The sequence below is a fragment of the Aeromonas sp. 604176 genome (assembly GCF_049170755.1).
Taxonomy (GTDB): Bacteria; Pseudomonadota; Gammaproteobacteria; order Enterobacterales; family Aeromonadaceae; genus Aeromonas; species Aeromonas veronii_A.
In genome coordinates this window covers 28,462-54,010 of record NZ_JAAKNE010000001.1, presented here as the reverse complement: position 1 = coordinate 54,010, position 25,549 = coordinate 28,462, and the positions used below count along the sequence as shown (strand labels likewise).

The following is a 25,549-nucleotide window of genomic DNA, read 5'->3' as shown; positions in this document are numbered from 1 at the left end:
ACCGGGCAAGAGGGGATTCCCATAGTGTGGCTGGCCTATCCAAGTCACTTTGGGCTCACCACCGAGCAGCATGCCGAGCTGCTGGCAAGCCGGTAACGGCGCCAGCGAAGCGGCCACAAACAGGTTAAGGTAGTGTCATGGGTTATTGACCCGTGACCATACGAGCGGGCAGGTATTGCTGCCCCCATTGCGAGAACAAGCTATGAGTCAGCATTTTTACGTACATCCGGAAAACCCCCAGGCCCGACTGATCGGTCAGGCGGTACAGATCATCCAGAACGGCGGTGTGATCGTCTATCCGACCGACTCCGGTTATGCGCTGGGTTGCCAGATGGGTGACAAGGGCGCGCTGGAGCGCATCTGCCGCATCCGTCGCCTCGACGCCAACCACGACTTCACCCTGGTGTGCCGCGATCTCTCCGAGATCTCCACCTACGCCAAGGTCGACAACAGCGCATTTCGCCTGATCAAGAACAACACCCCGGGTGCCTACACCTTCATCTTCAAGGCCACCAAGGAGGTGCCGCGCCGCCTGATGAACGAGAAGAAGAAGAGCATCGGCATCCGGGTACCGGACAACAAGATTGCCCAGGCGCTGCTGGAGGCCCTCGGCGAGCCGCTGCTCTCCACCACATTGATCCTGCCGGAGTCAGAGATGGCCGAGTTCGATCCGGAAGAGATCTTCGACAAGCTGGGCAAGCAGATCGATTTGGTGGTCAACGGCGGTTATCTGGGCGAGCAGCCCACCACTGTGGTGGATTTCTCTGACGACGAGCCGGTATTGCGTCGTCGCGGTGCCGGAGACCCGACCCCGTTTGAGTGATGTCGCTGAACCGGTGACTGTTCCTTCCGCCGAGACGGGGGCTGGCGCCGCATTACCCATCGCTAAAGTCCTGGGGCAGCCCTATCACGAGCTGCCCCAGGACCTGTTCATCCCGCCCGATGCGCTGGAGGTGTTCCTCGATACCTTCGAGGGGCCGCTCGATCTGCTGCTCTATCTGATCCGGCGCCAGCAGCTTGATATCCTCAACCTGCCAATCCTTCAGATCACTGCCCAGTACATGGAGTACGTGGAGCTGATGCAGGGGCTCAACCTTGAGCTGGCAGCCGAATATCTGCTGATGGCAGCCTGGCTGGCGGAGATCAAATCCCGCCTGCTGCTGCCCAAGGCACCGGAGCTGGAGGATGAAGATGAGGGAGAAGACCCGCGGGTGACCCTTATTCGCCGCCTGCAGGAGTACGAGCGCTACAAGGTAGGTGCAGAGAGGGTCAATGAGCTGCCACGGGTGGAGCGGGAGATTTATATCGCAGCCGCCTTGCCCCCCGATTTTGGCGCCCTCAAGCCACTGGCGCCTGATGTTTCGCTGGTTGAGCTCGCCCTTTACATGCAAAGTGTGGTAAAACGCGCGACTCATTTCGAACATCACCAAATCCGCCGCGAACAGATCCCGACCCGGGTGCGCATGGCGGAGATCCTCGCCATGCTCACGCTGGGGCAGACCCTGCGCCTTGAGCAGGTGCTGCGCGCCGAAGAGGGGCGCATGGGGGTACTGGTGACGTTTCTGGCCCTGCTGGAGCTGTGCAAGGAGCAACTGATCTGGATCCTGCAGGCTGAACCACTCGGCCCAATCCATTTCGCATTGGCCGAGCAGAGCGAGGAGGGCAACCGTGGCGCTGCCCACTGAACGACTCAAGACCTTGATCGAAGCGGCGCTGTTTGTGGCCGGTCGTCCGCTCAATGTCAGCGAACTGAAAAGCAGCGTGCTGGCCGATTATCCGGTGACCAGTCGCTATGTTCAGCTACTGTTGGCCGAGATCAGGCAAGATTACAGCTCGCGAGGCGTCGAACTCAAAGAGGTCGCCTCCGGCTGGCGCTTTCAGGCGCGTCAGGAGTATGCCGAGGAGCTCTCGCGGCTCTGGAGCGAGCGGGCGCCGCGTTATTCGCGCGCCGTGATGGAGACGCTGACCCTGATTGCCTATCGCCAACCCATCACCCGGGCCGAGATAGAAGCGATCCGCGGGGTGGCGGTGTCGAGCCAGATAGTGAATACCCTGAAAGAGCGTGGCTGGGTGCGCAGCATAGGCCACAAAGAGGTGGCAGGTCGCCCCGAGCTGCTCGCCACCACCAGAGAGTTTCTGGATTACTTTAATCTGCAGAGTCTGGAGCAGCTCCCCGAGCTGGATCCGGAGCTGCAACCCCTGTTGCCCTCTGCGGTGGACGGGGAGAGCGATGCCCGGTGAATGGCGCCCAAGTGTGCCTATTTCACCGAGATATACATTTTTCAACTGTGGTGAGCGCTCCAACCGGCGTTTGTTACAGTTAACCCCGTTGCCCCTTTTACCAGTGGGCAGCGATCAACAATCAGGTAACCCCGATGAGTGAAAAACTGCAAAAAGTGTTGGCCCGCGCGGGTCACGGCTCCCGTCGTGAGATGGAGGCCCTGATCACCGCAGGTCGGGTCAGTGTGGATGGCAAGGTCGCCACACTGGGGGATCGCGTCGAAGTGAACGCCGTGATCCGGGTGGATGGTCACCAGGTCAAGACCCGCGCCGCAGAGGAAGTGATCTGCCGCGTATTGGCTTACCACAAGCCGGAAGGGGAGATGTGTACCCGTCACGATCCGGAAGGTCGTCCCACCGTGTTTGATCGTCTGCCCAAGATGGAAGGTGCCCGCTGGATCGCGGTCGGCCGCCTCGACGTCAACACCTCAGGTCTGTTGCTGTTCACCACCGACGGTGAGCTGGCCAACCGACTGATGCACCCGAGCCACGAAGTGGAGCGGGAATATGCGGTTCGTGTCTTTGGCGAAATCACCGAAGCCATGCTGCAGCGTCTGCGCAAGGGCGTGCAGCTGGAAGATGGCACAGCCAAGTTCAACAAGATCAAACCTGCTGGCGGTGAGGGTCTGAACCAGTGGTTCAACGTCACCCTGACCGAAGGTCGCAACCGTGAAGTGCGCCGCCTGTGGGAATCCCAGGAAGTGCAGGTGAGCCGCCTGATGCGGATCCGCTACGGCGACGTCAAGCTGGACCGCGGCATTCCGCGCGGCGGCTGGCAAGAGCTGAAACTGCCGGAAGTGAACTATCTGCGCGGTCTGGTCAACCTGCCGCCGGAGACCGAATCCAAGGTCGATCTGCAGCAGGATGGCAAAACCAGCCGTCACAAGCAGGCCGCCCAGATCCGTCGCGCCGTACAGCGTCACAAAGAGATGCAGGGCAAAGAGCCGCGCGCTCGCGCCACCACCGCCCGTCGCAAGCCGCAAGCTTCTACCCGCAACTCCGGTACCGGCAGCAAGTAAGCCGACAACCCGTTGCGAACTGTGTGCCGTCAAAGAGCGCGCAGTCGGCCAAGCAAAGGCCCGCACCAACAGGTGCGGGCCTTTTTTGTCAGCGCGTTGCCTGGCGGCAATATTATTGGACCTGTGCCACCGCTTCACGAGTGAGTCGGCCGATCTCTTCCCACTGTTTCTCTGCGATCAGTTTCTTGTCGACCATCCAGGAACCACCACACGCAATGACCCGCGGGATCGCCAGGTATTCATTGATATTGTGAGTCGAGATCCCGCCAGTGGGCATCAGCGTGATCTGGGTATAAGGTGCCAGCAGCGCCTTGATCATCGCGCTACCACCCGATGCTTCGGCCGGGAAGAACTTCAGGGTCGTCAGCCCCATCTCCAGCGCCGCTTCAATGGTGCTGGGGTTATTGACCCCAGGGATGATGGGGATGTCGAGCTCCTGACAGGCCTTGACCGTATTGGGGTTAAAACCGGGGGAGACGATAAAGGTAGCGCCCGCCTCTTTGGCTGCGCTCACCTGCTCGCGGTTGAGCACGGTGCCTGCGCCAATCAGCATCTCTGGATATGCCTTGCGCAGCAAACGGATAGCTTCGACAGCCGCGGCGGAGCGGAAGGTGATCTCGGCAACCGGCAGCCCGTTATTGGCCAAGGCTGCCCCCAGTGGAATGATATCTTCAGCCTGCTCGATGGCGATCACCGGGATCACTTTCAGCGCCTGCAGTTGTTCAGTAATGGATGACATTCAGTTGACCTCGTTTAGTGTGATGCTGGTTTGATGAAGCTGTCGGTGACACTGCGGGTGGCACTTTCCGCAATAATTGCCCCCTTGTGCTGGATGACGATCCCCGCCAGTCGGTGGCCCATGCGGGCACACTCGTCGATCGCCCGTCCTTGCAGGTAGCCAGCCAGAAAACCGGCATTGAAGGAGTCACCGGCCGAGGTGGTATCCACCACCTTGCTGACCGCTTGGGTAGGGATAGTGATGGCAGGTTCCCCGGTTTGCAGGGCCTGGTAACAGCAGCCAGCCGCCCCCTGTTTGACCACCGCCTGCTGCACCCCGGCCGCCTTGAGGCGCTGCAGGGTCCGGGTCACATCCTCGTCCCCCCACAGGGCCTGCTCATCGTCGTCGGTGACCAGGGCCAGCGCGGTGATGGCCAGCAGTTGCTGGTAACAGGCCCGGGCGTCGGCCGGACTCTGCCACAGGGCGGGGCGATAGTTGCTGTCAAAGATGATCGCCACGTCCGCCCGGTGCAGTTCAGCCAGCCACAGCAGCAGCGCCTGCCGATCTGCCGCGGGCAGGATCGCCAGCGAAATACCGCTGAGATAGAGCGCATCCACGTCGCTGACGGCCTGCTTGAGCTGTGGCAACTGCGGATGCTGCATCAGGTAACGGGCAGCCGAATCGTTGCGCCAGTAGAGGAAGGTGCGCTCGCCGTGCTCATCAAGCTGGATTAGATAGAGGCCGGGATGACGCTGTTGATCGATGAGCACCGTACTGGTGTCGATCCCGGCCTGTTGCCAACGCGCAATGATTTGCTGGCTGAGCGGGTCTTGGCCCATGGCGGTCAGGTAGCTCACCTGAATATCGGTGGGTTGGGAGGCTCGCGCGAGATAGATGGCGGTATTGAGGGTATCGCCCCCAAATGCCTGCTGCATGTCGCCAAAAGGTGTGCCATTGAGTTCAATCATGCACTCCCCGAGCAGGGCAATCCGTTTCATCCCCGGGCTCCTGGCAGCTGAAAGTAGCGGGTTGCATTGTGATAGCAGATATCCTGGATCATTTTCCCGGACAGCTGCAGGTCATTGGGGATTTCGCCCTGCTCAATCCAGCGCCCCACCATGTCGCACAAAATGCGGCGGAAATATTCGTGGCGAGTGTAGGAGAGGAAGCTGCGGGAGTCGGTCAACATGCCGACAAACTGGCTGAGCAGGCCTAGTTGAGAGAGCTGCTCCAGCTGGCGCTGCATACCATCTTTCTGATCGTTGAACCACCAGCCTGAGCCGAACTGGATCTTGCCTGCAATGCCTCCCCCCTGGAAGTTGCCCGCCATGGTTGCCAGCACCTCGTTATCACGAGGGTTAAGGCAATAGAGGATGGTCTTGGGCAGCTCATCGGTTTGATCCATCTCATCCAGCAGATGAGCAAGCTCCCAGGCAAACGGCTTGTCTCCGATAGAATCAAAGCCACAGTCTGCGCCAAGCAGAGTGAACATGCGGCTGTTGTTATTACGTTGAGCGCCCAGATGCAACTGCATCACCCAGCCTCGCTTGGCGTATTGACGGCCGAGCCATACCTGAACGGCAGTGGAGAAGGCTGCAATCTGCGATTCGTCCAGCACCTCTCCGGCCAGTCGGCGCTGGAGCAGTTGAGTCAGGGTCGCATCGGAGGGAACTGGTGCATAACGCACCACTTCGATACCGTGATCCGCTGCCCGGCAACCATGTCGGGCGAAGTGTTCAAGGCGCCGTTCCAGCGCAGTCAGCAAGTCGGCAAAGGTAGTAATGTCGACATCGGCGGCGGCACCCAATGTCCCAATGTAGTCAGCAAAACCGGCTTGCTCGATCTTGAATACCTTGTCGGGGCGCCAGCTGGGGAGCACCTCGATAGCAAAACCGGGGTCCTCGGCAATCTGGCGATGATAGATAAGTGAATCCACCGGATCATCTGTGGTACCGACCATGCGGACATTCATCTGCTGCATCAACCCGCGGGCGGAGAAGGCCGGGGTGGCGAGCAGTTCGTTGCAGTGATCCCATACCTTGTCGGCGGTGTTTGGCGCCAGGGTGATACCCTCCAGACCGAAGGGGCGGCGCAGTTCTAGATGGGTCCAGTGATAGAGAGGGTTACCCAGCGTTTGCGGGACTGTCTGTGCCCACGCATTGAACTTGTCACGACTGCTGCTGTTTTTGCCGGTGATCAGAGCCTCAGGGATACCGGCGCTGCGCATGGCTCGCCATTTGTAATGGTCCCCCTCCAGCCAGATCTGGCCCAGATCATCGAATCGGCGATCTTCCGCTATCTCTTGTGGATTGAGATGGCAGTGGTAGTCATAGATAGGCATATCAGCGGCATAGTCATGGTAGAGATGACGTGCCGCATCGCTGTTCAACAGAAAATCCTTACACAGGAAAGACTTCATATTCATTTCTCCCTTGGCCCGGTCGTTGCCAGATATGGTGATTAGAGCGCAGCGACGCAGTGACGGGCGCCGTGGTCAAGCAGTCCTTGATAGGCCCGAGTGACCGCATCGACAAAAGCACCCTGTTGCGGCAGTTCCGGGCCAAAGATGGCCTCAATGGCCAGCAACGGTTTGACCACGTTGCAACTGAGGCCGTGCTCTGCATAGATCGCCTGGAAGCGGGGTAGCAGGGGATCCCTGACATCGATCACCTCACCGTTTTCTCCCTCACCGCTGACATAACGCATCCATCCGGCGATGCCCAATGCCAGATGCCGGTAATCACTGCCGTTCTTCAGATGGAAGAGGACGGAGTCGACCATGCGTTGTGGCAGCTTTTGACTGCCATCCATGGCGATTTGCCAGGTCTGGTGTTTGAGCGAGGGGTTGGTGAAACGGGTGATCAGTTGTTGGGCATAGCCCTCGAGATTAGTTCCAACAGGCATGTTCAGGGTTGGCGCCTGTTCATTGAGCATCAGATCAAGTGCTGCCTGGCGGTAGGCCGGATTGGTCATGGTGTCTGCGATATGGGCATAGCCGCCGAGGTAGCCGAGATAGGCGAGAAATGAGTGGCTGCCGTTCAGCATGCGCAATTTCATCTCTTCAAAGGGCACGACATTGCTGACAAATTCGGCACCGGCCAGATCCCAGTTTGGTCGGCCATTGACGAAATTATCTTCAATCACCCATTGCCGGAATGGCTCGCAGGCAATACCACAGGGGTCAGCCACACCAATTGCCTGCTCAATCTCGGCCAGCGTCTCCGGGGTGGCTGCAGGTACGATGCGGTCGACCATGGTGCAAGGGAAGGTGACCTGCTCACGGATCCAGGATGCCAGCTCTCCATCGAGCAGTTCGGCAAATCCCAGAATGGACTGACGTGCAACATGACCATTTTCCTGCACGTTGTCGCAAGACATGACTGTAAAGGGGGGGAGGCAACGCTCTTTGCGCAGGCGCAGGGCGGCAACGATGCAGCCGATGGCGGAAGTGGGGGCATCAGGGTGCTGCAAGTCGTGCTGGATCAACGGATTCTGAGGGTTGAACTGCCCGGTGGCAGGGTCTGCACAATAACCTTTTTCAGTGATCGTCATGGATACAATGGCGACTTGCGGTTCTGCCATCTTCTCGAGGATGGCGGACATGCCGTCAAAGGTGGGGTGCAGTGACTCCACCACAGAACCAATCACTTTGGGCTGTACGCTCTCGGCACCCTTCTCCAGCACGGTGTAGAGGTGGTCTTGTGCTCTGAGCGATCGGATCAGCTCCTCTCCACCGAACAGGTTGACCTCGCAGATCCCCCAGTCTCCGCCATGTTTAGCCAGCATTTCGTGCGTGATCAGTGCCTGATGTGCTCGATGGAATGCGCCGAAGCCAAGGTGGACGATCCGGCTTTTTAGTTCACCACGTAGATACATAGTGTTTAATTTTTTTGTATGAAGCTCACAGCTAGCAATATTCATTGGTATGTTATCCTTGTTGCTCAGTAGCCAAGCAAGATCTGAGGGAGCCACAAGCTAAGTTGCGGGATATATGTGACCAACATCAGTGAGATGAACATGGCCGCGTAAAAAGGCAGTAATGGTTTGATTACTCGGTCAATAGATATATTTGCAACCGAGCAGCCTACGAAAAGTGCACTTCCGACTGGAGGGGTACAGATCCCTATCGCCAGATTAAAGGTCATCATTACGCCAAAGTGGACGGGATCAATTCCTAGATCTAGCGCAATAGGTAGAAATATTGGTGTAAAGATGAGGACTGCGGGAGTCATATCCATAAAAATTCCCACAATCAGCAAGATGATATTTATTATCAATAAAAGTACCAAGGGGTTATCAGAAACTGCCAATAACGCATCCGAAATCATATAGGGGATGTCAGCATTAGCCATTGCCCAAGACATTCCCATGGATGCACCGACTAGCAATAGTACAATCGAGGTTGTAATCGCAGATTCGAGCACTATTTTTGGTAACTGTTTGAATGATACCTCTCGGTATATTAATACAGCCAAGACTAACGTGTATATAACTGCGATGGCGGATGCTTCTGTCGCAGTAAATATTCCACCAATAATTCCACCCATAATAAGTATGACGAGTAGTAACGAAGGCAGTGCTTTAACTGTAGTATCCCATATTTGGGAACAACTTGGTTTTGGGGAAACTGGATAGCCTCTACGTTTGGCGATAATACCTGCAACGATCATTAGGCTCAATCCCATTAATATCCCTGGGATATAGCCAGCCAAGAATAATGCTGCAATAGAAGTCCCCCCAGATACTAAAGAAAAAACAATTAGGGTGTTACTGGGAGGAATCAGTAAACCGCTTGGACAAGAGCTTATATTGGCGGCTGCAGAAAATGCAGGGTCATATCCCTCTTTTTTCTGCATCGGTGCCATAGTGCCACCAACGGCGGCAGCAGAAGCAACAGCAGAACCTGAAATAGCACCAAAAAGCATATTGGCCATTATGTTCACATGTGCCAGTGAACCTGGTAAGCGACCCCCAAGAACTTTCGCTAGGTTGATTAGTCGTGCAGCGATACCTCCCTGATTCATGATATTACCAGCTAAAATAAAGAATGGGATCGCTAATAGAGCAAAGTTATCCATTCCCACAGCCATTCGTTGCGCAACGACTGTGATTGCCGTATCAAGTGGTAATGCCATTGCGATGGTAAGTAATGAAGACAATCCGATTGCAAATGAAACCGGAAGACCAATAAACAATAATATTCCAAAACTTCCAAACAAAGTGAGAATGACTTGCCAGTCCATAAATTACACCTTAATCCTGATTAACATTGTTCGGGAACAACATCGAAACTATTTTGCTTTTTTGTCACAAGTAAAAGCATGAAGTGTATTGAGTAAATCACCATCAAGATGCCGGTGATGGGGAGGCAGAAATATACATACCCCATTTCGATACCGAGAGCTGGTGTTAACTGGCCTGCGGCTAAGGTTTGGATAGTTAGAACTGAACCGCCATAGATAAGTACAATAACCGCAAAGGCAGTGATCGCTATTTGAATGAAGAGCTCTGCCAAAATCTTTCGTTTACCACTTAGCTTCATGACGAGCAAGTCAATTGCTAGATGTCTTTTTTGTCCTGTGGTATAGGCCGCCCCTATCATTGCGACCCACATGAACAAATAGCGAGATAGCTCATCTGTTATGGTACTAGGGGTGGCAAAGATGTAGCGTGACAACACTTGCCACACGACACACACAACTAAAAAGACAGACAAGCAAATTGTAAATATTGCGAGCGTCTGATTTAGATGAAAGATAAATTTTTTCATTACTTATCAGTCCTTTTTGGGGGGGGATCTCCAGAATTGGTTGACCAGAGATTCCATTAAGTCGGTGTCAGTATAGGGAAGCGACTATTTACGTACTAGTGATAGCGGTCACATATGAACAGGTCGACCAAATTGTTCGCTGGTATTGTGATCTTGGTCGACCAATTTGGCTTTTCCCTTTGACTTGGCACGAGGTAAGGGGACATCATCGCTTCCGATAAACCTGAAACCCACTATTTGGTCAACCAGTCAGAGATGCGAGCAAACACAGGTTTGCTCTCTGGCTAATCGGAGAGTCACCTATGAATGCTGCTAAAACGTTGCTCGGTACTGTGATTGGAGCTCTGCTCTTGTTTGGGCCATCACAAGCTATGGCTGTGACCACTTTGAAATTGAGTCACAACCATAACCGTGATCATGCTGTGCACAAGGCAATGTCTGATATGGCAAAAGAGGTTCGCGAAAAAACCAGCGGAGAGGTGGTGATCCGAATTTATCCAGATGCTCAGTTAGGGTCGCAACGTGAATCGATGGAGCTGATGCAAAATGGTGCCCTTGACATGGTCAAGAGCAATGCAGCTGAGCTTGAGTCTTTCGGGGCTGCTTATTCGGTATTTAATCTGCCATATCTGTTTCGAGATAAAGAGCATCTATTCAAGGTCGAAGAGGGAGATATTGGTCGTGAAATACTGAATTCTACAAAGGCATCAGGTTTCGTTGGCTTGACATATTATGATGCTGGTGCTCGTAGCCTATATGCCAAGAAACCGATCACTTCGCCAAGCGACCTGAAGGGCATGAAGATAAGGGTTCAGCCTAGTCCATCAGCCATTGCTATGGTAAAGGCCTTGGGCGGAAATCCAACCCCCTTGGCGTATGGTGAGTTGTACACTGCATTGCAGCAAGGTGTTGTTGATGCGGCAGAAAACAACATCCCATCATTTAGCTTGAGCCGTCACAGTGAAGTTGCAAAATTTTTCAGCCTTGATGAACACACAATGGTACCTGATGTGCTGGTTGTTTCGACAAAGACACTAGATAAATTGACTCCAGAGCAGCAACAAGTTTTATATAAGGCTGCTGCTAACTCTTCTGAGTTGATGAAAAAACTATGGATACAGTCAGAGGAAAAGGAACGAGCTGTTGCAGAAAAAGCTGGGGTAATTTTTAGCAATGTGGATAAAGCACCTTTCGTGCAGGCTGTTCAGCCAATATATGCTGAAATACAGAAAAACGATCCTGAATTAGATGTGATGGTGGAGCGAATTAAAAACGAAAAATGATCATGAGTGGGGATGGGTACGTTCCAGCCATCCCTTACTCGAACAATTGGTTGACCAGTTTGTTACGGTTGCTATGATAGCTACTATCACATCTATTATTGCTGGGCTTTATTCTGATGACTATTGAAATCAAACGACCATATCAAGAGGTTGGGCAGTTTCTCCGTAATCAATTGTTGGATGAACAATACCAGGTTGGTGATCGTCTACCACCAGAACGTGACATTGCTGAGCAACTTGGCGTTGGTAGAACGGTGGTTAGAGAAGCATTGATCATGTTGGAGTTGGAAAATTTGGTTGAGGTCCGTAAAGGTTCTGGTGTCTATGTTATCCAGTTGCCGCAGCCAAAAAATAATGAATCTCTAAATGTGCCTCAAAGTATCGCTGGTCCATTTGAGATGTTACAAGCAAGACAATTATTAGAAAGTAATATCGCTGAGTTTGCTGCTTTGCAGGCTACACCTCATGACATATCTAAAATGCGCAAAGCGTTGGAGATAGAGCGGCAAGATTTGATTTCAGGTGAAGGGGAGGAAGGTGATCATATATTTCATCTAGCTATTGCCGAGGCCACTCAAAATAGTGTGTTAGTTGAGTTGTTTAAACAGTCGTGGGATATTCGTGAAACCAATTCCATGTGGAAAAAACTGCATGCAAGAATTACCGATTTGACATATCGACAAGAGTGGTTTGTCGATCATCAAGCAATCCTATCGGCTATGATAAAAAAAGATCCGGAAGCAGCTAAAAAAGCAATGTGGCAGCATCTTGAGAACGTAAAAAACAGATTGATGGAGCTTTCTGATAGTGATGACCCAAACTTTGATGGGTATCTATTCAGCTCTTATCCAGTATTTCCATCAAAAAGATATGACATTTCATAGTAAATGAATGTTTGAGTTTTTTGATGGTGTATCTAGCTTTTTATTAAAAGTAAATCGAGTTGCCACATATAAAATTATAGGTGAGTATATGGAACAAACATGGCGCTGGTATGGGCCTAATGACCCGGTAACCTTGAATGATATCAAACAGGCGGGGGCAACTGGCATTGTGACTGCCCTGCATCATATACCAAATGGTCAGATCTGGAATAAAGACGAGATACTCGCTCGCAAAGCATTAATTGAAGAAAAAGGCTTAACCTGGTCGGTAGTTGAAAGTGTACCTGTACATGAAGAGATCAAGACACATTCTGGCCAGTATCAGCAATGGATAGACAACTATAAAGAGTCGATCCGTAATCTGGCCGCCTGTGGTATTGATACTATCTGTTATAACTTCATGCCAGTGCTGGACTGGACCCGAACCGATCTGGAATACGAGATGCCGGACGGCTCCCGAGCCCTGCGTTTTGACCATATTGCGTTTGCCGCCTTTGAGCTCTACATCCTCAAGCGCCCGGGTGCCTTGCAGGAATATTCACCGGAAGAGCAGCAACAGGCATTCAGCTACTTTAATGAAATGAGCCAGGAGCAAATAGAGACTCTGACCCGGAATATCATTGCCGGCTTACCTGGTGCTGAAGAGGGTTATACCCTGGAGGCATTTCAGGCGCAGTTGGATAAATACAAGGATATCGACAAAGACCGTTTGCGGGAGCACATGGCCTATTTTCTCGATGAAATCGTACCTGTGTGTGAAGAGTCAGGCGTCCGTTTGGCTGTCCATCCGGATGATCCTCCCCGCCCGATCCTGGGGTTGCCGCGTATCGTCTCTACCATTGAGGATATCGCATGGCTGGTTAACCGAATTCCCAGTCAGGCCAATGGTATTACCATGTGTACCGGCTCTTATGGTGTGCGTGGGGATAATGATCTGGTTGATATGATCAAGCGTTATGGGAATCGTATTTACTTCACCCATTTGCGTTCAACCAAGCGGGAAGATAATCCGAAGACATTCCACGAAGCGGCTCACCTTGATGGTGATGTCGACATGTATAATGTGGTATTGGAAATTGTACGTGAAGAGCAACGGCGACTGAAAGATGGTGATAATAGACTTATCCCCATGCGGCCAGATCATGGTCATCAGATGATTGATGACCTGAAGAAGAAAACAAATCCAGGATACTCATGTATTGGTCGTCTTAAAGGGCTGGCTGAAGTGAGGGGATTAGAAATGGGTATAACCAAGGCCTTTTTCTCAAATAACTGACAATTATCGTGTCTGGTTGAATAGAAGACAGGAGGCTATCGAGCCTCCTTTCTTCTATCCGGAAATCCTTGATTGCCAGCCAAAAGATTGCGCCCCGGATCAGCTCTTGTTAGCCTGTGCGGCTCTGATAGAGGAGTGAACGATGAGCAAGGTACTTGATGAGCTGCTGGCGTTGCTGGCGCTGGAAAAAATCGAGGAGGGCCTGTTTCGGGGCCAGAGCCAGGATCTCGGTCTGCGGGCCGTGTTTGGCGGACAGGTAATGGGGCAGGCCTTGTCAGCCGCCAAGCAGACGGTCGAGACCGGCCGTCAGGTTCACAGTTTTCACTCCTACTTCCTGCGTCCGGGGGATGTGACCCGTCCCATCGTCTATGACGTGGAGAATATCCGTGACGGCCAGACCGTCTCCACCCGCCGGGTCAAGGCGATTCAGGGCGGCAAGCCCATCTTCTATCTCAACGCCTCGTTTCAAGTGCCGGCCGATGGCTTCGAGCATCAGGCGCAGATGCCGACCGGCATCACTCCGCCGGAGGAGCTCAAGAGCGAGCTGGAGCTGGTGCGCCCCTACGAGAACCTGATCCCGGCCTCCCTGCGGGACAAGATCCTCTGTGAGCAGCCCATCGAGATGCGTCCGGTGACCCTGGTCGACCCTATTCGGCCGACGGTGCAGGATCCGGTGCGCCACGTCTGGTTCAAGGCCAACGGCCAGATGCCGGACGATCTGCGGGTGCACAAATACCTGCTGGCCTACGCCTCCGACTTCAACTTCCTGCTCACCTCGCTGCAGCCCCACGGGGTGTCGTACTGGGAGCCGGATATGCAGGTGGCCACCATCGATCACTCCATGTGGTTCCACCGGGATTTCCGCTTCGACGACTGGCTGCTCTACGTGGTAGACAGCCCGAGCGCCAGCAGCGGTCGCGGTCTGGTGCGCGGCCAGTTCTTCACCCGCGACGGGGTGCTTGTGGCGAGCACCATGCAGGAGGGGGTGATCCGCCGTCGCGGCAGTTAAGGCGCAAAGCGGATAGCAAAATGGGGTGGCTTGGCCACCCCGTTTTCGTTGCTGCGATGTGCGCGGGCTCTGCGGGATCAGCCGCCGCGCTGGTACTTGAAGCGTTTCTTGCGCCGGTAGGGGTAGACATCTTCGAACACCCCCACCTTGATGTTGCTCTGCAGCATCTTCCAGTAGTTGGCGTCGAACATCTCCTTGTGCAGCTGCAGCATGATCTCCCGCACCTGCGGCTTTTGCAGCAGGAAGGTGGCGAACTCCTCGGGGAAGATGTCGTTGGGGGCCACCGAGTACCAGGGTTCGGCGCTCCACTCATCCTCGGGGTAGCGCGGCGGCGGGATCTGGCGGAAGTTGCACTCCGTCATGTAGCAGATCTCGTCGTAGTCGTAGAAAACCACCCGGCCGTGGCGGGTGACGCCGAAGTTCTTGAACAGCATGTCCCCCGGGAAGATGTTGGCCGCCGCCAGCTGCTTGATGGCGTTGCCGTACTCCTCCAGCGCGAGGCGGGTCTGCTGCTCGTCCGCCTTGTCCAGATAGAGGTTGAGGGGGATCATCTTGCGCTCGGTATAGAGGTGCTTGATCACCAGCTTGTCGTCGCTGATGGTGAGGGCCGAGGGTGCCACCGTCTTGAGCTCGGCAAGGAGCTCCGGCGAGATGCGATCCAGCGGAAACTCGAAGTTGGTGAACTCCTGGGTATCGGCCATGCGGCCAACCCGGTCGTGCTGTTTAACCAGCCGGTACTTTGCCTTCACCTGCTCGTGGCTCACATCCTTCGGGGGAGTGAACTCGTCTTTTATCACCTTGAACACCACATCGTAGGAGGGGAGGGTAAACACGCTCATCACCATCCCCTTGATGCCCGGCGCGATGATGAACTGATCCCGACTCTGGGCCAGATGGTGGCGGTAGTGGCGATAGAGCTCGGTCTTGCCGTGCTTCTGGCAGCCGATGGCGTTGTAGATCTCGTAATCGGGCTTGTGGGGCATGATCTGGCGCAGGAAGGCGACGAACAGCGCCGGTTCGCGGGCATAGACCATAAAGTAGGCGCGGGCGAAGCCAAACACGATGGAGGCGAGATCCGGCTCGAAGATCACCGTGTCCACATAGATGCTGTGGCCGGTGCTGAGCAGGGGCAGGATAAAGGGGAACACCTGATCCCGGGCCCGGATCAGCCCCACCAGATAGGCCCCCTTGTTGCGGTAGAACACCTCTTTGAGCAGCTCGATGGCAAAGGGCTCGTCATGGATGATTTGCGGGCCGTTCTCCGCAAGATGGCGGTGGATGTCGACAATATCCCGCTGCTTGTCCTCGTAGGGGAGGGTGAAGCTGTAATCCCCCAAAAGCTGGCTCAAGGTCTGCGGCAGGTGGGCGAGATCGGTGCGATAGACCCGCAGCAGGGCGCTCAGGTCCGGTTTTTCGCCACGGCTGACAAAGGGGTGGATATAGAGGTTCTCGTCGCGGATATTGCGATGGCGAAAGATCCGCCGATAGACGGAGTTGAAGAAGGACTCCGCCACCTCGAAGTTGTCACAACGGGGCAGCAGATCGCTGAAAGCGCTTTTGACCCGCTTGAGCAGCTCCTGGGTGGCGTGGTGCTCCCCCATCATCTGGCGGATGGAGCTGGCGGTGGCCCCCACATGGTGGTCATAGAGGCGAATACGCTCGCGCCCGGCGAGCTGCACCCCCAGCCAGTCACTGTTCTCGAAGCGGCTCTTGCTGCCCTGGGTTATCTCGAGAAACCGGCTGTAAAACGACTCGAAGCGTTGCAAGATAGTCTCGGCGACGGCCTGTTCCAATGGCTGCTGCATCTCTCTCTTCCTTGTGATCTGTCGGGCCGATAGCGCGAAGGATTGGGTGTAATTTGTTCACACGTCTGGCCACTATCGCAACATTCAAACGTCTGTTCAAGTGGCAATTTTCGGGGATAAACGGTAGATTGCGCCCCTGTTTTGGTGATGGTTTAGCGACTGTTTGCTGTCTGTTTGAGAGGCCGTCCGGCCTGTGAGGAAACCCGATGAAGCTCTATTTTGTCCTGGTGGCACCTGCCCGACCTGCGAACGTGGGGGCGGCTGCCCGCGCCATGAAAACCATGGGATTCGATGCCATGCGACTGGTGGCGAGCCGGGTACACGAAGAGGAGGAGGCGAGCTGGGTGGCCCACGGTGCCCAGGAGATCCTGACTCAGGCCGAAGCGTTCGACACCCTGCCCGAGGCGCTGGCGGACATGGATCTGGTGATCGCCACCACTGCCCGTGAGCGCGGTCGTTACCAGCACTACCTCACGCCGGGGGAGATCCGCGAGCAGATCCGCAGCAAGCCTTCACTCGGCAAGGTCGCCATCGTCTTTGGCTGCGAGGAGTCGGGGCTCTCCAACGAGCAGCTGGCCGAGGTCGATCTCATCAGCTATCTGCCCCTCAAGGTGAGCTACCCCTCTCTCAATCTGGGGCAGGCGATCATGCTCTACGCCTACGAGATGAGTCAGCTGATGGATGAGCTGAACGCCGAAGGCGCCACTGCGGTAGCAGAAAATTTTGATAACGCCGGGCAGGTTCGGGTGCTGAAAAGCAAAACAGCAGAATTGCTGGGTGAACTCGGAGTTTCGCAGGATGAAAAACTGCATCAATGGGTGATGGACCGGGTTCCCATGCTGCCGCAGCGGGATTTGAACATGCTCCACCTGCTCTGCAAAGACCTTGCGCGCCGCTTTGGGCGTGAGTAGCGAAGAGGTTTAAGTTGACAGCCCATCGCCCGCCGCGGTATTGCTAAAAGCCAGCTTCGTCAACGAGTGTTCGTCATGCAGTTATTCACCAACGTCATCACCACCACCATTATTACCGGTACCACCACAGGTGGCACTGGGGCCGGTTGATGCGCTGACGAACAAGCACAGAAATCAAAAAAGGCCCGTACCCACCCAGTACGGGCCTTTTTGTTGGATTGGTTTTTAGATTGAATTTCATAGATTTACAGGGAGAGAAAGCGATGAGAGTGTTGAAATTTGGCGGGTCTTCACTGGCCGATGCAGAACGTTTTTTACGGGTGGCCGATATCGCGGTCAACACCCACGGCCAATCTCAGGTAGCCCTGGTGCTCTCTGCTCCTGCCAAGGTGACCAATCATCTGGTGGCGCTGGTGGAGCAGACCAGCCGCGGCATGGATGCCAGTTCCACCCTGTTTGAAGTCAATGGCATCTTCTCCCGCCTGCTGGCCGGGTTGAAGGCGGCCTATCCGGCGCTCGATGACAAGGCGCTGCTGGCCCGTCTCACCAGCGAACTGGATCAGGTGGAGCGCCTGATGCAGGGCATCCGTCTGCTGGGCCTCTGCCCGGACAACGTGCAGGCGCGCATTCTGAGTCGTGGCGAGAACCTCTCCATCGCCTTTATGCACGAGCTGCTGCGGGTGCGCGGTCTGGATCTGGAGCTGATCGTGCCGGAAGAGCTGCTGGTCACCGACGGCGGTTATCTGGAAGCCCACGTCGATATCGAAGCCTCCCGCCTGCGCTTTGCCGCCAAGGGGCTGCGCTCGGTTGTAGAGGGGCAGGGCCCCTCTGGTAAAGAGTCATGTCTCTATCTGATGCCGGGCTTTACCGGTGGCAGCGACAAGGGCGAGACCGTGCTGCTGGGCCGTAACGGGTCCGACTACAGCGCCGCCGTGCTGGCTGCCTGCGTCGATGCCGAGTGCTGCGAGATCTGGACTGACGTCGAAGGTTGCTACAGCTGCGATCCCCGTCTGGTGCCGGATGCCTATCTGCTGAAAACCCTCTCCTACAAGGAGGCGATGGAGCTCTCCTACTTCGGCGCCAAGGTGCTGCACCCGAAAACCATCGCGCCGGTGGCCCAGTTCCATATTCCCTGCCTCATCAAGAACAGCTTCAACCCGCAAGGGCCGGGTACCCTGATCGGCCCCGAGAGCGGTGACGATGACCTGAAAGTGAAGGCCATCTCGGATCTCTCCGGCATGTGCATGTTCAACGTCTCCGGCCCCGGCATGAAGGGGATGGTCGGCATGGCCGGTCGCATCTTCTCCGCCGTCTCCCGCGCCGGGGTCAGTATCGTGCTGATCACCCAGTCCTCTTCCGAGTACAGCGTCAGCTTCTGTATCCACAGCTACGACAGTGAGAAGACCCGCAAGGTGCTGGAGCGCGAGTTCGAGCTGGAATTCAAAAACCAGCTGCTGGAGCCGCTGGATATCATCAGCGATCTGGCGATCATCTCCCTCATTGGTGACGGCATGCGCACCAGCAAGGGGATGGCAGCCCGCTTCTTCACCTCGCTGGCGCAAGCCTCCATCAACATCGTCGCCATTGCACAGGGGTCGAGCGAGCGCTCCATCTCGGCGGTGGTGCGGGATCGCAAGGTGGCGGAAGCCATCAAGGCGTGTCACCAGAACTTCTTTGGCAGTCAGCAGTTTATCGATCTCTTTGTGGTCGGGGTCGGTGGCGTCGGCGCCGCGCTGGTGGATCAGATTGCCCGCCAGCAGCCGGTACTGGCCGAGCAGGGCACTGGCCTTCGCGTGGTCGGCATCGCCAACAGCCGCCAGATGGCGGTCAACAAGGATGGTCTGAACCTCGCCAACTGGCGTGAACAGCTGGTGGAAGCCCGCGACAGCTTCTCGCTGGAAGGGGTGAAAAAGCTGGTGGAAGATAGCCACATCATCAACCCGGTGATCGTTGACTGCACCTCCTCCGAGGCAGTAGCCGTCCAGTATGCCGACTTCCTCGCCGCCGGTTTCCATGTGGTCACCCCGAACAAGAAGGCCAACACCGGTTCGCTCGATTACTACAAGGCGCTGCGCCGCACCGCCCGCCAGACTCGCCGCAAGTTCCTCTATGAAACCAACGTGGGGGCTGGTCTGCCGGTTATCGAGAACCTGCAGAACCTCATCAAGGCCGGTGACAAGCTGCGTGCCTTCGACGGCATTCTGTCCGGCTCCCTCTCCTTTATCTTCGGCAAGCTGGACGAGGGGATGGCCTTCTCTGAAGCCACCAAGATTGCTCGCAGCAACGGCTTTACCGAGCCGGATCCCCGCGACGATCTCAACGGCATGGATGTGGCGCGCAAGCTGCTCATTCTGGCTCGTGAGGCTGGCATGGCGCTGGAGCTCTCCGATGTGGAAGTCGAGCAGGCGCTGCCACCCGGCTTTGATGTGAGCGGCGATGTAGAAGCCTTTATAGCCCGTCTGCCCGAAGCGGACGGCTGGTTCCGCGACCAGTTCGCCGCGGCCCAGCGTGAAGGCAAGGTGCTGCGCTATGTGGGCTCTATCGAGGGTGGCAAGTGCAAGGTGGCCATCAAGGCGGTCGGTGGCGACGAGCCGCTGTTCAAGGTCAAAGACGGGGAGAACGCGCTCGCCTTCTTCTCTACCTACTACCAGCCAATCCCGCTGGTGCTGCGTGGCTATGGCGCCGGTACCGAAGTGACTGCCGCTGGCGTCTTTGCCGACGTGCTGCGCACCCAGAACTGGAAGCAGGAGTTGTAAGCATGAGTTCAGACATGTACCAGAGCAGTAGCGTGGTCGCCTATGCGCCCGCCTCCAGCGCCAACCTGAGCGTGGGATTCGATGTACTGGGGGCGGCGCTTGCCCCCGTGGATGGCTCTCTGCTCGGCGATCGGGTGCAGGTAAAAGCGGCTGACGTGCCGTTCGCCCTCTCCGCCGTGGGCCGCTACGCCCACAAGCTGCCGGACGATCCGAAAAAGAATATCCTGTTTTATTGCTGGGTTGCCTATGGCGAGGCGCTGGAGAAGCGCGGCCTTGGTCTCAAGCCGCTTGAAATGGTGCTGGAGAAGAACCTGCCGGTGGGCTCGGGTCTGGGTTCCAGCGCATGTAGCGTGGTGGCGGCGCTGGAAGGGCTCAACGCTTTTCACGGCGCGCCGCTCAACGAGCACGACATGCTGCTGCTGATGGGTGAGATGGAGGGGCGCATCTCTGGCTCCGTTCACTACGACAACGTGGCCCCCTGCTATCTCGGCGGCATGCAGCTGGTGCTGGAAGAGCACGGCGTTATCAGTCAGGGCATTCCGGTGTTCGATCAGTGGTACTGGGTGGTCTGTTACCCGGGCACTGTGGTCTCCACCGCAGCCGCCCGCGCCATTCTGCCGGCCCAATATCGCCGTCAGGATTGCCTCACCTATGGCCGCCGCCTGGCTGCCTTTGTTCACGCCAGCTACACCGGGCAGGAGGGGCTGGCCGCGAGCGTCTTGAAAGACGTGATTGCCGAGCCCTACCGCGCGGCGCTGATCGAAGGCTTTGCCGAGGTGCGGGCACAGGCGGCCCAGAACGGGGCGTTGGCCACCGGCATCTCCGGCTCCGGCCCCACCGTGTTTGTGGTGATGAAAGAGCTGGCGCAGGCCGAGCGGATGAAGGATTGGATGGAAGCACATTTTGTGCAGAACGAAGATGGATTTGCCCGGGTCTGCAAACTGGACATGGCCGGGGCACGGGTAACAGGAAGCGAGCTATGAATCTCTACAACATCAAGGACAACAGCGAACAGGTGAGCTTCGCGCAGGCGGTGCGTCAGGGCTTGGGTCGCGAACAGGGGCTCTTCTTCCCCGAACAACTCGAACCGCTCGCCGATGTGGATGCCCTGCTGGAGCTGCCGCTGGCCGAACGCTCTGCCCGAATCCTGAGCCACCTGCTGGGGGACGAAGTACCCGCCGCCAAGGTAAGCGAGCTTGTCAACGCCGCCTTCACCTTCCCGGCGCCGCTAGTGAAATTGAAAGATGGCACTTATGCCCTTGAGCTGTTCCACGGCCCGACCCTGGCGTTCAAGGATTTCGGCGGCCGCTTTATGGCCCAGTGCCTCGCGGCCTTTAGAACCAACGACAAGATTACTATCCTCACCGCCACCTCCGGCGACACCGGCGCCGCCGTGGCCCACGCCTTCTTCGGGCTGGAGGGGATCGAGGTGGTGATCCTCTATCCCAAGGGCAAGATCAGCCCCTTGCAGGAGAAGCTCTTCTGCACCCTCGGCGGCAATATCCGCACCATCGCCATCGACGGCGACTTCGACGCCTGTCAGGCGCTGGTAAAACAGGCCTTTGACGACGAGGCGCTGAAAAAGGCCATTGGCCTCAACTCCGCCAACTCCATCAATATCAGCCGTCTGCTGGCGCAGGTTTGCTACTACTTCGAAGCGGTGGCCCAGTTGCCCAAAGCCGACCGTGCCAAGGCGGTGATCAGCGTGCCGTCCGGCAACTTTGGCAACCTCACTGCGGGCTTGATCGCCAAGGCGCTGGGGCTGCCGGTGAAGCGCTTTATCGCTGCCACCAACGCCAACGATACCGTGCCGCGCTACCTCAAAACCGGTCAGTGGGAGCCGCACCAGACGGTTGCAACCCTGTCGAACGCCATGGATGTCAGCCGCCCCAACAACTGGCCGCGGGTAGAAGAGCTCTGCCGTCGCAAGGGCTGGGCGCTGGAGACTCTGGGCTCCGGCATGCGTGACGACGCCCAGACCCGCGACGCCCTTAAACGGCTGCATCAGCTGGATTATCTGTGCGAACCCCACGGCGCCATCGCCTGGGATCTGCTGGGGGAACTGCTGGCCGAGGACGAAGTGGGGGTGTTCCTTTGCACCGCCCATCCCGCCAAGTTCAAGGAGTCGGTGGACGAGATCCTGAATCTCGATGTGCCGCTGCCCGGCCCGCTCGCCAAACACGCTGAGCTGCCGCTGCTCTCCGTTAATTTGCCAGCGGAGTTTGCCCGGTTAAGAGCGTTTTTGGTGGGCTAAGCCGCTGAGCTGAGATAACCGATAGAAATAAAAAATCCCCCGGTGACGGGGGATTTTCAGTCTAAGTTAAGGGAGGGCAATTAGATATATTTCAATATATATGTAGTTAATTTATTTTGTGTCTGATTCAATAGTTACAGAACCATTAAAGAATGGTTTTATTTTTTGTAGTTTCATTAGCTTTCGTTCTGTTCCTACCTGAACTAATGTATCTTTAATGTATCGCTGAGTTTCAGCATTGAGCTCATAATTGAAACAAAGTTGTTCATGTAGCTTAAAAAATAATGAATCAACAACATTTGAATTATTTTCCTTTAATAGTTCAATCGAGCATGGCTTTATGTTTGATGATTTTATATCCATTAGCAAATAACATAACAACGCTTTTGATAATGGGTCATCTATCGACTGCTTTACCTCCTTAATAATATTTTCAAGCCTAGGTTTTTTAGATGATATGTTATCACTCATCATTTTCTGAATAATATTAGGCGTAGTGGATCTTATTAAGGATAAAATCATCTTAAATATGGTCAGAATTTCATTACGCTCATTTTCTGAAAGTTTATTTTCATTTATATGTTTTTCTATCGCAGGGATTGCAATCGGAATGACATATGAGTCATCAAGCTTTATAGTGAATACTCGTAAATAGAACATATATCCATTCAGGATATCTTTAAATAACTCAAGAGTCTGTTCTCTATTCATATTCAATTCAATGTTTCTAAAAACACGAGAATATAAAGAAAGAACTTGAGGCAATACAGAATTATCTAAAGGTTTTTTTTCCTCTTCCTTTCTTAGATAAGTACTACGATCAAATTCATTCTCTATTTTTAATGGACTCATAGAGTCCAGTTCCTTATCATTTTCTACCTGATCAGCTTTTAACATTAGCACCCTTTGTTCAAAGTCATCTAATGAAGTAGCTAAATCTAGAATTGACAAGCTGTTTTCTTTATCTATGTCTTTGCTATTGATATCGATATTATGCTGGTTTTTTATTTCTATAGATACTTGGCGTTTTATTTCATCGACCCTAGATTTTATTAGTAATAATATATCTGCATTTGATGATGTTTGCGCTGCAAAATACTCGACAACTTTGTTGTGGTCTAAATAATAGGTTTCAGATAATATTTTGTTTTTAATGCTTTCATCGTGTTTCATAAAGTATGACAATGAAAAATGAAGAAAACTCGGCTGTGAAAATCGTATATAGTCATGATTTTCTCTACATTTTATTAAAATGCCACAGCCGGTTAGAGGATCAATATAATCAATGGCATTGTAACTATATAATGTTTTCTTATTGAACTCTAATGCAAAATATAATATGTCATTGTAAGGTAATGCAACAGAGTTAAGTTCAAAAAACTTACTGCTAATATAACCAAGGAAATGTAATAACTCTTTATATTGAGGCTTGTTGTTGGTTGGTATCATAAAGTGCTTTCTAAGGAGGATTTCTATAAAATTTTCAATTACATCTGACTCCGTTAATATGCCATGAGTTGTATTGTCTACATCGTAAATAGCTAGAAGAGTTGAGTATATAAAATAATTGTGTGGTAATTGGGAGTTGAATATTGTTTTTGTAATATTATTATATACATCTAGTTCTCTTTTGGTTTCTTTAAGACTTTCCCATTTAGATACCATCTGACGAATGTTGGCTCGCCTTAACCCACCGATAGATATTGAGTAAAAATCATGCTCAGTAAACCCGTTACTAAAGTGGCTGATTGCATTAAGAGTATCGATAGAGCATGAAAAAATATATTTGCAAGATTTGAATTTTTTTATAAAATCAAACAGGTGCTTGCTCTCTTTAAGTGAGCATAAGTGTATGTTATCAATGTAAATAGTACATTGCCCTAACTCTAAAGAACGCTTTATCTTTTCCTCAAAAGATGTGCCTGTATCAGGTGAGAAATAAAATTGGCATAAGTGCTTCAGTATTGAGTTATGGGAGTTTAGCTTGATGTCACCAGCAGATACGTAGAATGATATATTATTGTAACCTCTGTTTTTTTGTCTATTTAAATCATTAATTAACATATATTTTAGTATGGCAGTTTTTCCTGTGTCGCTTGAGCCAAATATTACCCAGTTGTCATTTCCTGACGCTATGTCAGATGTGTTTTCAATTACTCTTTTGTTACAACCTAGAGCATCTATCTCTTGCAAATTGGGTTCTGAAAATAAGTGGCTTAACCGTTTTTTCTGATGATCAGGTAATCCGGTGTTAATTAAAAGTTGCTTATCTAATTCTTCAGCTATTGTGCCAGATAAATCAGAGAACTTTGCTGAGTCAAAAGTAATCATTGAGTTCGTAGAGAAGTCGAACTCTCCATTATTTCCACGCTCTAGCCAAGGAGTGTATTGTTGTTTAGCTTTATCAAACTTTCTGTATAATATTCTACCATCATCAATGTTGTTTTTATTATTTAAAAGTATTATTGAATATCCTGAATTATTCTCTTTAATGTCTAGTGTGCCGGCTTGTAGCATTATTGAGATGCCTTCTGTAAAAGATGATTCTCTTAGGTGTTTAAACTCATGCATATGGCCGTAGCACATCATTGATACTTTTTTCTCAATGAATGTTGATAAGGATTTGCTATCTTCACTGTTGAGCCAGTCAATTGGGTGGTGGCATAGTAAGATTATTTTAACATCTTGTTCTCGTGTGTGTTTCTGAATGGTGTGGATTTGTTCCCCAGTCACTCTTAGTCGATGCTTGTCAGCATCATCCATGGCCATCCAGCTTGTGTTTAGGCAAACTATATATAATTTCTGTGAGATTTTATGAATTTTTATAAGCTTGTGATCCAACAAGCTATCATCAGAATGATAATATTTCGCTATAAAATTATTATAGGCATCAAGTCTGGGCCAATCTTGATTTCCAGAACCTATTATCTTGAATAACTCACTAAGATCTTTGTCTGAATAAGATGCTATATTTTTCTCAAGAATACTTATTTTGCTCCTATCTATATCATGATTTCCAGGCGCAATATAAACTTGCTCAGAACTTATCGATAGCTCTTTCTTAATTACTGATAGAAATTCTGCTTCAAGAGCCTCAAACTCGGTTTGTTGACCAGAAAAGACTAAGTCACCAGTAAAAAAATAGAGTCTACTGTAAAATTATTCTGGTCTTGCAGGTATTTTATATCGGCAATTAGGGCTGTTGATACAGTTCTGCAATCATTAATGCTAAGCCCATATTTAGGGTTGTTTGATAAATGCAAATCCGATATGTGTAAAATAGCTTTCATAACATCCTCAAAATGTAATTATTATATGTCGGTATCGTATTTCTGGCTAACTTTAGGTTAGTGATGAAAAAGGGAATCCAAACGTTGCCGAGAAAGCTGAATTCGGTTTCTGATTTTTTCTTGCCACGATTCCTATCGAATTTTTGAAAATCGTTTCTCTCATTTATTGGACTCCGCTACGCTCAGCGCCAACCTACGAAATGCATCAATCACTGTTCAAAGCCCACGCTACCGCCCGTGGATTACAGCTTCCAATATGCTCTATTAACCAGCGAGGGCCGCAGCCTATCACTG

General features: G+C 52.9%; 19 protein-coding genes and 1 pseudogene. 12 read left to right on the top strand and 8 right to left on the bottom strand.

Features of this window, described 5'->3' with window-relative positions; genetic code table 11:
• Positions 1 to 202 precede the first annotated feature (202 nt).
• The 4 genes from G5358_RS00220 (at position 203) to rluB (ending at position 3,299) form a co-directional block, all read left to right on the top strand.
• Entirely contained in the window at positions 203 to 823 is a 621-nt protein-coding gene (locus G5358_RS00220; RefSeq protein WP_021231208.1) for an L-threonylcarbamoyladenylate synthase, read from the top strand.
• Positions 816 to 1,685 (top strand): segregation and condensation protein A, encoded by an 870-nt coding sequence (locus G5358_RS00215; protein WP_236364992.1) that lies wholly within the window; start codon positions 816 to 818, stop codon positions 1,683 to 1,685. Before G5358_RS00220 ends, G5358_RS00215 begins: the two co-directional genes overlap by 8 nt.
• The gene (gene scpB / locus G5358_RS00210) at positions 1,669 to 2,241 is read left to right on the top strand and encodes an SMC-Scp complex subunit ScpB (RefSeq protein WP_005350230.1); all 573 of its coding nucleotides are present in this window, start codon (positions 1,669 to 1,671) and stop codon (positions 2,239 to 2,241) included. The genes G5358_RS00215 and scpB overlap by 17 nt, the downstream gene beginning before the upstream one ends.
• A gap of 134 nt (positions 2,242 to 2,375) precedes the next feature.
• A complete protein-coding gene (gene rluB, locus G5358_RS00205) occupies positions 2,376 to 3,299 on the top strand; it encodes a 23S rRNA pseudouridine(2605) synthase RluB (protein ID WP_005347347.1) in 924 nt (307 codons plus the stop codon).
• Between the two features lie 112 nt (positions 3,300 to 3,411).
• Here rluB and G5358_RS00200 read toward each other — a convergent pair whose 3' ends face one another.
• The 6 genes from G5358_RS00200 to G5358_RS00175 all read right to left on the bottom strand — a co-directional run bounded on the left by G5358_RS00200 (position 3,412) and on the right by G5358_RS00175 (position 9,787).
• Positions 3,412 to 4,038: a bifunctional 4-hydroxy-2-oxoglutarate aldolase/2-dehydro-3-deoxy-phosphogluconate aldolase gene (locus G5358_RS00200; RefSeq protein WP_216953200.1), complete on the bottom strand. Its 627-nt coding sequence runs from the start codon at positions 4,036 to 4,038 to the stop codon at positions 3,412 to 3,414.
• A gap of 14 nt (positions 4,039 to 4,052) precedes the next feature.
• Positions 4,053 to 5,015: a sugar kinase gene (locus G5358_RS00195; protein ID WP_421171765.1), complete on the bottom strand. Its 963-nt coding sequence runs from the start codon at positions 5,013 to 5,015 to the stop codon at positions 4,053 to 4,055.
• Positions 5,012 to 6,436 (bottom strand): glucuronate isomerase, encoded by a 1,425-nt coding sequence (gene uxaC / locus G5358_RS00190; protein ID WP_216953202.1) that lies wholly within the window; start codon positions 6,434 to 6,436, stop codon positions 5,012 to 5,014. Before uxaC ends, G5358_RS00195 begins: the two co-directional genes overlap by 4 nt.
• A gap of 41 nt (positions 6,437 to 6,477) precedes the next feature.
• The gene (locus tag G5358_RS00185) at positions 6,478 to 7,893 is read right to left on the bottom strand and encodes a fructuronate reductase (RefSeq protein WP_216954324.1); all 1,416 of its coding nucleotides are present in this window, start codon (positions 7,891 to 7,893) and stop codon (positions 6,478 to 6,480) included.
• A gap of 65 nt (positions 7,894 to 7,958) precedes the next feature.
• The gene (locus G5358_RS00180; RefSeq protein ID WP_216953203.1) at positions 7,959 to 9,260 is read right to left on the bottom strand and encodes a TRAP transporter large permease; all 1,302 of its coding nucleotides are present in this window, start codon (positions 9,258 to 9,260) and stop codon (positions 7,959 to 7,961) included.
• A 20-nt stretch (positions 9,261 to 9,280) separates the two neighbouring features.
• Positions 9,281 to 9,787, bottom strand: a complete 507-nt coding sequence (locus tag G5358_RS00175; RefSeq protein ID WP_216953204.1) for a TRAP transporter small permease — start codon at positions 9,785 to 9,787, stop codon at positions 9,281 to 9,283.
• A gap of 302 nt (positions 9,788 to 10,089) precedes the next feature.
• Between G5358_RS00175 and G5358_RS00170 the strand changes: the two genes are divergently transcribed.
• The 4 genes from G5358_RS00170 to tesB all read left to right on the top strand — a co-directional run bounded on the left by G5358_RS00170 (position 10,090) and on the right by tesB (position 14,239).
• Positions 10,090 to 11,070 (top strand): TRAP transporter substrate-binding protein, encoded by a 981-nt coding sequence (locus G5358_RS00170; protein WP_216953205.1) that lies wholly within the window; start codon positions 10,090 to 10,092, stop codon positions 11,068 to 11,070.
• A gap of 116 nt (positions 11,071 to 11,186) precedes the next feature.
• Positions 11,187 to 11,954, top strand: coding sequence for an FCD domain-containing protein (locus tag G5358_RS00165; protein WP_216953206.1), 768 nt, complete (start codon positions 11,187 to 11,189; stop codon positions 11,952 to 11,954).
• 7 nt (positions 11,955 to 11,961) lie between these two features.
• Positions 11,962 to 13,230 (top strand): mannonate dehydratase, encoded by a 1,269-nt coding sequence (uxuA, locus tag G5358_RS00160; RefSeq protein WP_254204254.1) that lies wholly within the window; start codon positions 11,962 to 11,964, stop codon positions 13,228 to 13,230.
• 142 nt (positions 13,231 to 13,372) lie between these two features.
• A complete protein-coding gene (tesB, locus tag G5358_RS00155; protein WP_005338122.1) occupies positions 13,373 to 14,239 on the top strand; it encodes an acyl-CoA thioesterase II in 867 nt (288 codons plus the stop codon).
• Between the two features lie 77 nt (positions 14,240 to 14,316).
• On the opposite strand, the gene aceK is transcribed toward tesB, so the two are convergent.
• Complete coding sequence (gene aceK, locus G5358_RS00150; RefSeq protein ID WP_139463162.1) at positions 14,317 to 16,044, bottom strand: bifunctional isocitrate dehydrogenase kinase/phosphatase; 1,728 nt, start codon at positions 16,042 to 16,044, stop codon at positions 14,317 to 14,319.
• Between the two features lie 206 nt (positions 16,045 to 16,250).
• Between aceK and G5358_RS00145 the strand changes: the two genes are divergently transcribed.
• The 4 genes from G5358_RS00145 (at position 16,251) to thrC (ending at position 21,965) form a co-directional block, all read left to right on the top strand.
• Positions 16,251 to 16,955: a tRNA/rRNA methyltransferase gene (locus G5358_RS00145; RefSeq protein ID WP_421323360.1), complete on the top strand. Its 705-nt coding sequence runs from the start codon at positions 16,251 to 16,253 to the stop codon at positions 16,953 to 16,955.
• 263 nt (positions 16,956 to 17,218) lie between these two features.
• Positions 17,219 to 19,711 (top strand): bifunctional aspartate kinase/homoserine dehydrogenase I, encoded by a 2,493-nt coding sequence (thrA, locus tag G5358_RS00140; RefSeq protein ID WP_421323359.1) that lies wholly within the window; start codon positions 17,219 to 17,221, stop codon positions 19,709 to 19,711.
• Positions 19,712 to 19,713: 2 nt separating this feature from the next.
• Complete coding sequence (gene thrB / locus G5358_RS00135; protein ID WP_421323358.1) at positions 19,714 to 20,694, top strand: homoserine kinase; 981 nt, start codon at positions 19,714 to 19,716, stop codon at positions 20,692 to 20,694.
• Entirely contained in the window at positions 20,691 to 21,965 is a 1,275-nt protein-coding gene (thrC, locus tag G5358_RS00130; RefSeq protein WP_421323357.1) for a threonine synthase, read from the top strand. The genes thrB and thrC overlap by 4 nt, the downstream gene beginning before the upstream one ends.
• Before the next feature lie 111 nt (positions 21,966 to 22,076).
• Here the strand turns inward: thrC and G5358_RS00125 are convergent.
• Positions 22,077 to 25,097 (bottom strand): annotated as a pseudogene (locus G5358_RS00125) (metallophosphoesterase); the annotation flags it as partial.
• Positions 25,098 to 25,549 lie beyond the last annotated feature (452 nt).